This is a genomic window from Curtobacterium sp. MCSS17_015 (assembly GCF_003234265.2).
Taxonomy (GTDB): Bacteria; Actinomycetota; Actinomycetes; order Actinomycetales; family Microbacteriaceae; genus Curtobacterium.
On sequence record NZ_CP126256.1, the window covers coordinates 2,699,728 to 2,712,023 of the forward strand.

At 72.6% G+C, this 12,296-nt stretch carries 11 protein-coding genes; 3 read left to right on the forward strand and 8 right to left on the reverse strand.

Annotated features, from left to right (window positions below; genetic code table 11):
- The first annotated feature begins 21 nt into the window (after positions 1 to 21).
- Complete coding sequence (locus DEJ18_RS12915; protein ID WP_111081567.1) at positions 22 to 996, forward strand: zinc-binding dehydrogenase; 975 nt, start codon at positions 22 to 24, stop codon at positions 994 to 996.
- A gap of 67 nt (positions 997 to 1,063) precedes the next feature.
- Here DEJ18_RS12915 and DEJ18_RS12920 read toward each other — a convergent pair whose 3' ends face one another.
- On the reverse strand, positions 1,064 to 2,524 hold the full coding sequence (locus DEJ18_RS12920) for a sugar porter family MFS transporter (protein ID WP_111210526.1): 1,461 nt from the start codon (positions 2,522 to 2,524) through the stop codon (positions 1,064 to 1,066).
- A 284-nt stretch (positions 2,525 to 2,808) separates the two neighbouring features.
- Here DEJ18_RS12920 and DEJ18_RS12925 point away from each other — a divergent pair, with 284 nt between their 5' ends.
- A complete protein-coding gene (locus tag DEJ18_RS12925; protein ID WP_284177679.1) occupies positions 2,809 to 3,690 on the forward strand; it encodes a LysM domain-containing protein in 882 nt (293 codons plus the stop codon).
- Positions 3,691 to 3,739: 49 nt separating this feature from the next.
- On the opposite strand, the gene DEJ18_RS12930 is transcribed toward DEJ18_RS12925, so the two are convergent.
- From DEJ18_RS12930 to hisD, 7 genes are all read right to left on the reverse strand, one after another.
- Positions 3,740 to 4,255, reverse strand: coding sequence for a hypothetical protein (locus DEJ18_RS12930; RefSeq protein WP_146241553.1), 516 nt, complete (start codon positions 4,253 to 4,255; stop codon positions 3,740 to 3,742).
- A 124-nt stretch (positions 4,256 to 4,379) separates the two neighbouring features.
- Positions 4,380 to 6,059, reverse strand: coding sequence for a glycoside hydrolase family 13 protein (locus tag DEJ18_RS12935; protein WP_111210523.1), 1,680 nt, complete (start codon positions 6,057 to 6,059; stop codon positions 4,380 to 4,382).
- A complete protein-coding gene (locus DEJ18_RS12940) occupies positions 6,056 to 6,883 on the reverse strand; it encodes a nitrilase-related carbon-nitrogen hydrolase (protein WP_111210696.1) in 828 nt (275 codons plus the stop codon). The genes DEJ18_RS12935 and DEJ18_RS12940 overlap by 4 nt, the downstream gene beginning before the upstream one ends.
- Before the next feature lie 17 nt (positions 6,884 to 6,900).
- Positions 6,901 to 7,701 (reverse strand): carbohydrate ABC transporter permease, encoded by an 801-nt coding sequence (locus DEJ18_RS12945; protein WP_111210522.1) that lies wholly within the window; start codon positions 7,699 to 7,701, stop codon positions 6,901 to 6,903.
- Positions 7,698 to 8,636 carry a carbohydrate ABC transporter permease gene (locus DEJ18_RS12950; protein WP_111081400.1) on the reverse strand — a complete coding sequence of 313 codons (939 nt, stop codon included), beginning with the start codon at positions 8,634 to 8,636 and terminating at the stop codon, positions 7,698 to 7,700. Before DEJ18_RS12950 ends, DEJ18_RS12945 begins: the two co-directional genes overlap by 4 nt.
- A 1-nt stretch (position 8,637) precedes the next feature.
- A complete protein-coding gene (locus DEJ18_RS12955; RefSeq protein ID WP_111210521.1) occupies positions 8,638 to 9,969 on the reverse strand; it encodes an ABC transporter substrate-binding protein in 1,332 nt (443 codons plus the stop codon).
- A 2-nt stretch (positions 9,970 to 9,971) separates the two neighbouring features.
- Entirely contained in the window at positions 9,972 to 11,321 is a 1,350-nt protein-coding gene (gene hisD, locus DEJ18_RS12960; protein ID WP_111210520.1) for a histidinol dehydrogenase, read from the reverse strand.
- Between the two features lie 72 nt (positions 11,322 to 11,393).
- On the opposite strand from hisD, the gene DEJ18_RS12965 reads away from it, so the two are divergent.
- Positions 11,394 to 12,287, forward strand: a complete 894-nt coding sequence (locus tag DEJ18_RS12965; protein ID WP_111081394.1) for a LysR family transcriptional regulator — start codon at positions 11,394 to 11,396, stop codon at positions 12,285 to 12,287.
- The last annotated feature ends 9 nt before the right edge of the window (positions 12,288 to 12,296 follow it).

The window sequence follows — 12,296 nt, forward strand, 5'->3', positions numbered from 1 at the left end:
ACCATGGCAGACCAGACCACGATGCGTGCCGTCGTCCACCCGGAGTTCGGTGAGCCCGCCGACGTCCTCACCGTCGAGCAGCGCCCCGTCCCGACCCCGGGCGCCGGCCAGGTGCTCGTCCGGACCGTGCTCTCCCCGATCCACAACCACGACCTGTGGACGATCCGCGGCACGTACGGCTTCAAGCCGGAGCTGCCCGCGCAGTCCGGCACCGAGGCGCTCGGCGTCGTCGAGTCCCTCGGCGAGGGCGTCACCCACCTCTCCGTCGGCCAGCGCGTCGCCGGCGGCACCTTCGGCGTCTGGGCCGAGTACTCCGTCGCCGACGCGGCCGGGCTCATCCCCGTGCCGGACGCGATGCCCGACGAGTCCGCCGCCCAGCTCGTCTCGATGCCGTTCAGCGCCATCAGCCTGCTGCACTCGCTCGACCTGCACGAGGGTGACTGGCTCATCCAGAACGCCGCCAACGGGGCCGTCGGCCGCATGGTCGCCCAGCTCGGTGCCGCCCGCGGCATCAACGTGATCGGCCTCGTCCGCCGTGCCGAAGGCGTCGAGGAGCTCCGCGCCCAGGGCATCGAGCGCATCGTCGCCACCGACACCGAGGGCTGGCAGGACCAGGTCACGGCCATCACCGGCGGCGCCCCGATCCGCGCCGGCGTCGAGTCGGTCGGCGGGAAGGCCGCGGGCGACATCGCGTCCGTGCTCGGCGACGAGGCGACCCTCGTCGTCTTCGGCGCCATGGCCTCCCCCACGCTCGAGATCCCGTCCGGCAAGGTCATCTTCGGCCAGCTCACCGTGAAGGGTTTCTGGGGCAGCGTCGTCAGCCGGACCATGCCGTCCGAGACGAAGCAGCAGCTGTTCGGTGAACTCATCAGCCGCGTGCTCGACGGGTCGCTGACGCTCCCGGTGTCCGAGACGTTCGCGTTCGAGGACGCCCGCGACGCGGTCCGCGCGAGCGACACCGCCGGTCGCGTCGGCAAGGTGCTCCTGCGCCCGTAGCCGACCTCGGACACGGGAGGCCCGTCACCAGCTGGTGACGGGCCTCCCGTGCGTCAGCGGGTCGTCGTCAGCGATGTCCCACCGCGTCGGCGGTGAAGAGGCTGCCCGAGGCGACGCCCTCCTCGACCTGCTCGAGGGTGCGGCCGCGCGTCTCGGGCACGAACCGCCAGATGAACAGCAGTGCGAGGATGCCGACGACCCCGAAGCCGAAGAACGTCCCGGTGATGCCCGTCGCGGCGACGACGGACGGGAACCACAGCCCGACGAGCGCGGTCGCGATCCAGAGGCAGAACACCGCGATCCCCATGCCGAGCGCCCGGATCTGGGTCGGGAAGACCTCGGACAGCACGACCCACACCGCGATGTTGAGGAAGGTCTGCATCGAGCCGACGAACGCGACGACGAGGACCAGGATCACCCACGGTCGCACCGGGTTGCCCGCCGGCAGGGCGACCGAGGCGATGCCGATGAGGAAGTGGCACACCGTCGTCAGGGAGAACCCCAGCAGGAGCGTCGTCCTGCGGTCGATCCGCTCCATGTTCGCGATCGCGATCACACCGCCGACCACCGCGATGACCCCCGGCGCGATGTTCGCGATGAGGGCGGCCGAGGCCTCGAACCCGGACTCGATGAGGACCGACTGGCCGTAGTACATGATCGAGTTGATGCCGGTCAGCTGCTGGGCGATCCCGAGTCCGGCGCCGACGAGCACGATCCGGACGAGCCACTTGTTCCCCAGCAGGGCGCTCCACCCGCTCTCCCGCTGCTTCCGTGCCTCGTGCTCGTGCGCGTGCGCGCGGCGGATGTCCGCGAGTTCCGCCTCGGCGCGGTCCGCCGGCCGGACCTGGCGCAGGACGGCGAGGGCCGCATCGTCGCGCCCGTGTGCCGCGAGCCACCGCGGCGACTCCGGCACGCGGAGCATCCCGACGAACAGGGCGACGGCGGGCAGCGCGCAGACGGCGAGCATGACCCGCCACACCCCGCCACCCTCTCCCCAGAGCCCGGCGATGACGGCGTTCACGACGAACGCGGCGAGCTGCCCGATGACGATCATGAGCTCGTTGCGCCCGGACAGCGAGCCGCGGATCTCGTACGGCGCGAGCTCGGCGAGGAACACCGGCACGACCGTCGACGCACCACCCACCGCCAGGCCGAGCAGCACACGCCCGACGACGATCACACCGAACGACGGTGCTGCCACGCACACGAGCGTCCCGACGAAGAACAGCACCGCCAGCAGGATGATGGTCCGCCGTCGCCCCCACGCGTCGGCGATCCGTCCGCCGGACACCGCGCCGACCGCCGCCCCGAAGGCCAGCGAGCTCGTGACGACGCCCACCGTGACGTCCGTCAGGCCGAGCTCCTGCCGCATCGGCAGCAGTGCGCCGTTCACCACCCCGGTGTCGTACCCGAACAGCAGGCCGCCGAAGGTCGCGACGAGTGCCAGCATCCCGAGGCGGCGGCGGTGCGGCCCGGTCCCCACCGGGGGGAGTCCGGCGTCGTGTGCTGCGGGTCGGGTGTCGGCCATCTGGTGTGTCCTTCGTCCGTGATCGCGAGGGGAGGTCCCTGGGCAGGAACGGCACGGTCCACGATCCCGGGACGGCTCCCGGCGGACCACCAGTGATCATCCCACCACCGCGCTCGACCGACGTGCAGTACCCGCGTTCGTGTGCCCGGGGGCGACGATGGTGCCGGTAGGCTCCCGGCGTGAGGGGGACGAGGGAGACCATGCACCAGGGGGACGCCGGACGAGGACGACCGGATCGACCGCGACGGGCTCGACCGCGACCGGGCCGGGTGCTCGGGGCGGTCGTGCTCGCGACGGTCGTGGTTACGACCGCAGCGGGGTGTGCCTTCCTCCGCGGACCCGACGAGCTGCCCGCACCGAGCCGCAGTGCCACCGCCGACCGGTCGGGTCCGGCACCCGACCCGAGCGTCAGTGCCGAAGCCCGCCGCATCGCGGAGTCCGCGTCACCGCGGACCCCGACGGCGGTGCCCACCGAGGCCGCCGCGCCGGACCCGACGGTCTCACCGATCCCGGTCGGCACCGTCATCAGCGAGGCGGACGTCGTGACGCCGAAGGGCAGCGTCCGGTTCCACTACCGCGTGGTCGTCGCCGACGACGGGTACCCCACCGTGCAGTGGTCCGGGTTCTCCTCGACGCTGCCGGTCCCCGTCGGCACCACCTTCCTCGAGACCCCGCCCTCGGTCGGCGACGGGCTGACCTGGCACGGCGTCGGCGACACCGTGCTCGGGGGCGGCTCCCCCGCGGCCCCCACCCCGGCCACGACCGACATGGACCCCGGACGGGTGGACCCGTCGTGGCTCGGCACGCTCGTCGTCTACTCGGCGGCCGAGTCGGCGGGCCCCGACCTGCCGGTCGAACTCGGGCCGGACAAGGTGCTCGCGGTCGCACCGGTCCGCTGGTCGGTGCCGGCGCGGACGACGAACGTGCACCCCGTCGACGGCGGGGCCCGTCCGAACGCCACCGGCACGACGAGCAGCGAGGGGTCGACCGACGGGTCGCCGACCGCGTACCGGATCGCGTCGGAGGACCTCATCGCCGCCGTCGCCGACCGGCTCGGGCTCACCGTGAAGGACCTGGTCTGGCTGAACCCGGACGTCACCGTGTACGGCGACCAGCAGTACCTGTACGAGGACACCGTGCTGAACCTGGACCCGTTCCGGCGGTAGACCGGTCGACGCGTCCGGACCGGACGGACCCGGACCGCTCCGGGTCGGATCAGGCGCGCTCGGCCCCGCCGTCGTCGTCCCGTGCGACCGGGCCGGCGTCGAGCACGTCCCCGAGCGCGGACATCCCCGCCCCGTGGTCGGTGTAGCGGCGGACGGTCCGTCGGGCGGCGGCTCGCGCGGCCCCCGCGAGCCGCTCGTTGCGACGCGCGGCGTCCGCCACCCGGCCCGCGTGCCCGGCGGTCGAGAGCAACACGTTCGCGAACGCCCGGGCGTCACCCTGCTCGGGGACGCCCGTCACCGTCCAGGCGCTCCGGACCTGCGCGTCCGGCGTCACGCCGCGGCGGGTGCCCATCCGGCGCCAGTCCGACAGCGCGCCCTCGGTCCGGTCGGCAGCACGGTCCGACTCGGCGGCCCGTTCGGCGTCCGCGGAGCGGCGACGCTCGGGCGCCGGCGCGGCCGATGCCGCCTCGGCCCGCTCGCGGGCGCCACGGTCGTCACCGCCGGCAGCGGCGATGCGCGCGGCGTGGGCCGCTGCTGCGGCCGCGAGGATCTCGGAACGGTCCATGCGACGACGGTACCCTGCACGACCGACGCGCAACGGGCCTCCCGGACCGGATCCGGTCACCGGTCGGCCGACGGACCGACCGCGGACGGTGCGCCCACCGGGTGACGGGCGCACCGTCACCGGGTCACGTCGTGCGACCGCCGGCCGTGGCGAACCAGACCGCAGCGTCGGCCGCGAGGAGACCGTCCGTGAACGCGCCCGGCACCGACTCGACGAGGACGTCGCCGCCTTGCGCGCCCTCCGCTGCCGGCAGCCGGACCGGCTCCGGTCCGAGGTTGCCGACGACGGTGACCCCACCGTTCGACCACGCCAGCACGCTGCGGGAACCGGTGTCGTGCCAGCGCAGGGTCCCGCCGCCGAGGTCGGCCCGCCGTCGGACGGCGAGCGCCAGTCGGTACATCGCCAGGGTCGAGGTCTCGTCCTCCTCCTGCGCGGCGACGGCGAACGCGCCGAAGTCAGCCGGTTGCGGCAGCCACGTGTCCGCCGCGGACGAGAAGCCGAAGGACGGCCCGTCGGGCGTCCACGGGATCGGGACCCGGCACCCGTCGCGGCCCCGGATCCGGTGGCCGGAGCGCTCCCACACCGGGTCCTGGCGCACGGTGTCGGGCAACGTGGTGACCTCGGGCAGACCGAGTTCCTCGCCCTGGTACAGGTAGGCGGAACCGGGCAACCCGAGCATGAGGAGCGTCGCGGCCCGGGCACGGCGGAGACCGGTGGCACGGTCCGGCTGCGGGTCGTCGACGCCCACGCCGGCCTCGAGCTCGACCGGGCCGTCGTAGCCGAACCGGCTCGCGTGCCGCATGACGTCGTGGTTCGAGAGCACCCAGGTGGTCGGGGCGCCCACGGCGTCGTTCGCCGCGATGCTCGTGTCGACGTTCGCCCGGATCGCGGCCGCGTCCCACGGGAGCGACAGGTAGGCGAAGTTGAAGGCCTGGTGCATCTCGTCCGACCGGACGATCCGGGCCGCGCGCTCCGGTGGGAGCCACGCCTCGGCGCACAGGATGCGCGGGCCCTCGTACTCGTCGAGGATCCGCCGCCACTCGCGGAAGACCTCGTGGATGCCCTCCTGGTCCCACATCGGCGGCATCACGCCGTCGACGGGTTCCACGACGCCGTGCGTCGCGTGCGGCCAGTCCGGGAGGCCCGGGGCCTTGACGATCGCGTCGCACACGTCGACGCGGAACCCGTCCACTCCGCGGTCGAGCCAGAAGCGCAGCGTCGTCTCGAACTCCCGGTGCACCCGGGGGTCGTCCCAGTTCCAGTCGGGCTGCTCGGGCGCGAAGAGGTGCAGGTACCACTGGCCGGGGGTGCCGTCCGACTCGGTGACGCGGGTCCACGCCGGGCCCTCGAACATCGACTGCCAGTCGTTCGGCGGGAGTTCGCCGTGTTCGCCGCGCCCGTCGCGGAAGTGGAACATGCCACGTTCGGGACTGCCCGGGTCGGCGGCCAGCGCGGCACGGAAGAGCACGTGCTGGTCCGAGCAGTGGTTCGGGACGAGGTCGGCGATGACCCGCAGCCCGAGCTCGTGGGCTCGCGCGAGCAGGGCGTCTGCGTCGGGGAGGGTGCCGTACACGGGGTCGACGTCCCGGTAGTCGGCCACGTCGTAGCCGCCGTCGGCCTGCGGGGACGGGTAGAACGGCGACAGCCAGACCGCGTCGGCGCCGAGCGCGGCGACGTGGTCCAGCCGCGCCGTGATCCCGGCGAGGTCACCGGTCCCGTCACCGTCGAGGTCGGCGAACGACCGCGGGTAGACCTGGTAGATGACGGCGGTGCGCCACCAGTCGGTTCCGTCGGGGGTCGTCATGCGGTCGGCACCTTCCGTGCGTAGAGCTCGGGGCGGCGGTCCCCGATCCAGTCGTTGTGCGGGCTCGTCGACTTGTCGCGTGCGAGGGCCGGGAAGACGTCGACCGTGATCGCGGTCGCGCCCGCGCCGGCCTCGGTCTCGGCGGCGACCCAGCCGAACTGGTCGACGATGACGCTCGCCTCGTTCCAGTCCTGCCCGCGCTCGGTGCCGGCCCGGTCACAGCACGCGATGAACACGCCGTTGGTCCGGGCTGCGGCCTGCGCGGCGATCACCTCGGCCACACGGTCGCGGTCCGGGTGGTCGCCGACCGGCCAGTTCGTCGGCACGGCGATGAGGTCGGCGCCGGCGAGCGCGAGCATCCGCGGCATCTCCGGGAACTCCATGTCGTAGCAGACGAGGACGCCGATCCGCCCGTGCGCGGTCTCGACGACGGGAGGCGCGGCGTCGCCCGGCGTGAAGACGAGCGTCTCTCGGTCCCACAGGTGCGTCTTCCGGTAGACGGTCCGGACCCCCGTGCGGTCCACCACCGCGACGCTGTTGCGCAGCACCCGTCCGTCCCGTTCGCAGAAGCCCACGACGACGACGGTCTCCGTCCCCCCGAGGAGTCCCGCGATCCTGGTGAACAGCGGGTCCGCCGGCGTGACGGCGACCGCCGCCGCCTCGTCGGCGTCGCGGAACACGTACCCGCTCGTCGCCAGCTCCGGCAGGACGAGCAGGTCGACACCGTCGACGACCGCCCGCTCGACCGCGTCGAGGACCGCCCTGCTGTTGCCGTCGAGGTCGCCGAGCACCGGGGCGAGCTGGTCGCACCGGATGCGGGCCACGCCGGTCCCCCCGGCCGTCACTTGACCGCGCCTTCCGTCAGCCCGGTGATGAGTCGGCGCTGGAGCAGGACGTAGGCGACGACGATCGGCAGGGCGACGAGCACCGCGGCGGCGGCGGTGACGTCGGGCTGCGCGCCGTGCTGGGCTCCGGAGAAGAAGGACAGCGACAGCGGTGCCGTCTGGACGGCCTCGTTCTGCGGCACCAGCACGAGCGCGAGCAGGAACTCGTTCCACGTGAACAGGAACAGGATCGTCGCGAGCGTCGCCACGGCCGGCAGCGCGACCGGTGTCAGCACGCTCCGGAGGATCCGGAAGCGGGAGGCACCGTCGATCCGAGCGGCCTCGAGCAGCTCCCCCGGCACCGACGCGAAGAACGAGCGCATCCAGAAGACCCCGAGCGGCACCGACAACCCGATCTGCGGGAGGATGAGCGCCCAGTACGTGTCGACCAGGCCCCAGCCCGCGAGCATCTGGTACAGCGGCAGCACGGTGACCTCGTACGGCAGGACGAGCCCGACGAGCAGCAGACCGAGCAGCAGCCGGCCACCGGGCACCCGCATGTGCGCCAGGGCGTACCCGGCCAGGCAGGCGACCGCGGCGGTGACGGCGACCACGGTGACGGCGACGATCGCGCTGGAGACGAGCGCGGATGCGAAGCCGCCCTGCGTCCACGCGTCGGCGTAGTTGTCGAAGCCGATCCCGCCGTCGTCCCCGCTCAGCGAGGTGACGATCACCGACGCGAGCGGGAACACCGCGACGAGCGCGGCGACGACGAGCACGGCGTGGGTGACGAGGGTCTCACTGCGGGCGACCTTCACGACGCCGCTCCCTTCCGCTCGCGGAGGGCGAGCTGCACGATGCCGACGACCACCAGGATGAGCACCGTCAGCACCACGGCGAGCGCGGAGGCCTGCCCGAGCGCACGGTCCTGGAACGCGTCCTGGTACACGAACACGCTCGGCACCGTGGTCGAGGTCCCGGGACCGCCGCGCGTGGTGTTCCAGATGAGGTCGAAGTTCCGGAGTGCGAACGTGATGGTCAGGATGAGCGCGATGGAGATCTGCGGGCGCAGGGCGGGCAGCGTGATCGACGTGAACTCCCGGATCGCTCCGGCACCGTCGAGCCGGGCCGCCTCGTAGAGGGACCGGTCGATCGTGGCGATGCCGGCCAGGAAGAGCACCATGCACAGCCCGTACTCGACCCAGGTCCCGATGAGGCCGATTGACGGCAGCGCCGTGCCGAAGTCACCGAGCCAGCTGCGCGCGAGACCGCCGAGGCCGACGGCGCGGAGTGCGTCGTTGACGGGCCCGTCCTCGGCCAGGAGCCCGCGCCAGGCCACGGCGACGACGACGCTCGAGAGGATCTGCGGCAGGAACAGCACCGCGCGGAAGACCGTCAGTCCGTGGATGCGGATGCGCGACATCGCCCCGGCGAGCAGCAGCCCGACCAGGACGGGCAGCGCGGCGTAGAAGACCAGCAGCACGGCCGAGTGACCGAGGGCCTGGCGGAGGTCGGCGTCCGCGAACACCTCGGCGTAGTTCGACAGGCCGGCGGGGGTCGCGACGCTGATGCCGTCCCAGTCGTAGAACGAGATCCGGACCGACTGGACGATCGGCACCACGACGAACACGACGAAGAACGCCAGCGCCGGGGCGACGTACAGGAGGGAACTCCAGCTGACACGGGTGGCGGCCGGGCGACGTCGACGCGACGTCGCCCGGCCGGTCCCGCGCTCGGCGAGCGTGGTGGCCATGTCAGCCGTGCGCCTTCGCCCAGGTGCGCTGGACCGTCTCGGTGAAGTCGGCCGGGGTCGTCCGACCGGCCATCACCTCCTGCAGCGCGCCGCCCATCTCCGTGAGCATGTCCGTGGTGCTCCAGTCGTAGTAGCCGACCTGGGTGCCCGCGGCGATCGTGTCCTTCAGCGCGGTCAGGGTCTGCTCCTGGAGCGGGTCCTGGGAGCTGACGCCGTCGGTGACGACGGGCAGCCGACCGGTGTCGAGGATCCACTGGCCGACCTCGGGGGTGTGCATCATCCCGAGGAACGCGATGGCGGCCTCCTGGTGCTGGGACTTGCTGCTGATGTGCCACGGAGACGCGGTGGCACCGACGCCGCCGGACGTCAGCGGGGCGAATCCGAAGGAGTCCGAGTCGAGCGAGGCACCGTTCCACGAGCCGCCGACGAAGAACACGCCGGTGCCGTCGGCGTAGCGGGCGATGGCGTCCTCGTTGCTCAGCCCGTCGTAGCCGGACCCGAAGTAGCCCTTCTCGGCCCAGTCGTGCATGGTCTGGGCGGCTTCCTCGTTGCCCTCGGTCGCGAAGGTCGAGCCCGACTTCCCACCGATCCAGGCGGCGATCGACGACGGGTCCTGCTTCGTCGCGGCGATGTCCGAGAAGACGTGGGTGGCGGCGTACTGGTCGGAGTTGCCGAGCATGATCGGCTGCTCGCCCGCTGCCTCCGCCGTCGCGAGGTCCTGCTCGAGGTCGTCGATCGACGTCGGCGGTTCGAGCCCGAGGTCGTCGAGCTTCTGCTTGTCGTAGTAGATGCCCTGCACCTCGCTGATCACGGACATGCCGTACAGCGTGCCCGAGCCGAACGCGGTGCCGTCGTCGTTCCAGCGCGCGGGCCCGAGGGTCGACGCCCCGGTGCCGTTCGACCAGCCGTACACCTCGGCGACGTCGTCGAGCGGTCGGACGAGGTCGCCCTTGACGAGCGCGCCGTTCACGGCGTATCCGATGTTGCCCTGGAAGAGGTCCGGGGCGTTCGCCGAGTTCGCGGCGTTCACCACGGTGGCGATGAGGTCGTCGAAGCTCTTGTACGTGATCTCGACGTCGACGTCGGGGTAGGCCTTCTCGTAGGCCGGGACGAGCTTCTCCATGAGCGGCTTCTCGGCGACGTCGGCCCACATCGTCAGGGTCGTGTCACCGTCGACGTCCGACGCGGCGATCTTCTTCGTGATCTCGGGCTGGTCGACCTGCCCGACGGGCCCGCCGGAGCCGGGCGCCGAGCACCCGGTGAGGGCGACGACGAGGCCGATGACGGGCACCGTGGCGAGGAGGCCTCGACGGCGTGCGGCTGGTGTGGTCATGGTCACTTCCGGGTCGTGAGTGCAGGGTCGGGGGAGGTGGAGCGGGTGAGCCGTGCGGTCCGCAGGGTGGCGGTGGCGCGGTGGGCGGACATGCCCTCGCTGGCCGAGATCACGTCGACGGCGTCCGCGAGTTCGGGGGTGGCCTCGCGGGCGATGTGCTGGAAGGTGAGCGGCTTGAGGAACCGGGACACCGACAGACCGGCGCTGTGCTTGGCGCCACCGGCGGTCGGGAGGGTGTGGTTCGTGCCCGCCATGCCCTTGTCCGAGTAGGCGACCGTGCTCCACGTGCCGATGAACAGTGAACCGTAGTTCGTGAGGTGGTCGTGGTACCAGGCGTCCTCGGCGGTCTGCACCTCGAGGTGTTCCGGTGCGAACTCGTCCATGACGGCAGCGGCGGACTCGCGGTCCTCGACGAGCACGACCGAGCCGTGGTCGCGCCAGGCGGGTCCGCAGATCTCGTTCGTGGACAGGGTCGGCAGCTGGCGCTCCACCTCGGCGATGACGGCCTCGCCCAGCGCCCGCGACGTGGTGACGAGCGCGGCCGGCGAGTTCGGTCCGTGCTCGGCCTGACCGAGCAGGTCGGCGGCCACGAGTTCCGGGTCGGCGGTCTCGTCCGCGATCACGGCGACCTCGGACGGCCCGGCCAGCAGGTCGATGGCGACGGCACCGAAGAGTTGGCGCTTCGCCTCGGCGACGAAGGCGTTGCCGGCCCCGACGATCATGTCGACCGGAGCGGCACCGAGCAGGCCGAACGCCATCGCGGCGAGCGCCTGGACGCCACCGACGACGAACAGCCGGTCGACGCCGGAGACGTACGCCGCGTACGCCACTGCGGCGTTGACCCCGCCGTCGGGCTGCGGCGGGGTGCAGGCCACGACGGTCGGGACGCCGGCGGCCTTCGCGACGCCGACGCTCATGAAGGCGCTGGCGGTGAGGGGGAAGCGCCCGGCCGGCAGGTACGCGCCGACACTGCCGACCGGGACGTAGCGCTGTCCCACGGTGAGCCCGGGGACGAGTTCTGCGGAGAAGTCGACGAGGTGCTCGCGCTGCAGCCGCGCGAACTGCTGCGTCCGTGCGGCACCGAGTTCGATGGCCGCGCGGAGCTCCGGGGTGAGCCGGTCGCCGGTCGCGGCGAGTTCCTCGGCGCTGAGCTCGACGACGTCGGCGTGGTCGAGTTCGCGGGCGTACCGGCGGACCGCCTCGAGTCCGTCGCGCTCGATCTCGGCGAGCATCGCGGCGACCCGCTCGGCGACGGCGGGGTCGCGCTGGGCTTCGGGGGCGTCCACGGCCGGGGCCTTGAGGAACGAGAACCGGTCGGCGTTGTCCGCCACGAAACGAGGGCTGAGCTTCATGCAGACGACCCTGCCCGGGCTGCTCCACAAGGACAAGGCCAGATGATCCACGATCAGCCATAGGGTTTCCCTGTGACCCTGACCCAGTTGCGGGCCTTCCTCGTCATCACGACGGCCGGCTCGTTCTCCGCTGCCGCCGCCCAGCTCGGCATGGCGCAGCCGTCCGTGTCCGAGCTCGTCCGTCGTCTGGAAGAGTCGTACGGCGTCCGGTTGTTCACCCGCGCCAGCCGACGCCTCGTGCTCACGAGCGCCGGCGAAGCCCTCCTCCCGCACGCCCGGCGAGCGGTCGAGGCGGCAGACGACGCGGACCGGACCCTGCGGGACCTCACGAGCCTCCAGGGCGGTGTCGCCACGTTCGGGCTCCTGCGCAACGCGAACTACTACTTCCTCTCCCGCCTGCTCGAGCGGTTCCACTCCCGCTACCCCGACGTCCGGCTCCGCGTCATCGGGCTCAACTCCGTCGAGGTCGCCGATGCCGTCACCGCCGGGGACCTCGAGGCCGGCCTCGTCGTCCTGCCGATCGACGCCGACGGCCTGGAGGTCACGCCGCTCCGCCGCGACGACGTGCTGTACGCCTCCGCCGATCCGGCCCGGACCGCACGCCCGGTGACCATCGAGGACCTCGCCGCAGCGGACCTCATCCTCTACGACGCCCACTACGGCTGGCGGGACCCGACCCGACGGCAGCTCGCCGAACGCGCACAGTTCGCCGGGGTCGCGCTCACCGCCCGGATCGAGGTCGAGCACGTCGACTCGGCGCTCGACCTCGTCGCCCGGGGTGCCGGAGACACGATCGTCTCGCGCGCGGTCGCGGAGGCCCCGACCTTCCCGGCCGGCATCCACACGGTGCCGTTCGCCGAGCCGCTGTACGACACGATCGCCCTCGTCCGACGCCGGGACGTCCCGCTCTCCCCCGCGACCCGCGAGATCGCCCGGCTCGCGCGTCGGATGCTCCTCGAGCGCTGACCCCTGCGG

Excerpts from the sequence above, each read along its gene's own strand:
- DEJ18_RS12915 (WP_111081567.1), top strand. The coding sequence starts at position 22 with ATGCGTGCCGTCGTCCACCCGGAGTTCGGTGAGCCCGCCGACGTCCTC.
- DEJ18_RS12920 (WP_111210526.1), bottom strand. The coding sequence starts at position 2,524 with ATGGCCGACACCCGACCCGCAGCACACGACGCCGGACTCCCCCCGGTG.
- DEJ18_RS12930 (WP_146241553.1), bottom strand. The coding sequence starts at position 4,255 with ATGGACCGTTCCGAGATCCTCGCGGCCGCAGCAGCGGCCCACGCCGCG.
- DEJ18_RS12935 (WP_111210523.1), bottom strand. The coding sequence starts at position 6,059 with ATGACGACCCCCGACGGAACCGACTGGTGGCGCACCGCCGTCATCTAC.
- DEJ18_RS12950 (WP_111081400.1), bottom strand. The coding sequence starts at position 8,636 with ATGGCCACCACGCTCGCCGAGCGCGGGACCGGCCGGGCGACGTCGCGT.
- DEJ18_RS12955 (WP_111210521.1), bottom strand. The coding sequence starts at position 9,969 with ATGACCACACCAGCCGCACGCCGTCGAGGCCTCCTCGCCACGGTGCCC.
- hisD (WP_111210520.1), bottom strand. The coding sequence starts at position 11,321 with ATGAAGCTCAGCCCTCGTTTCGTGGCGGACAACGCCGACCGGTTCTCG.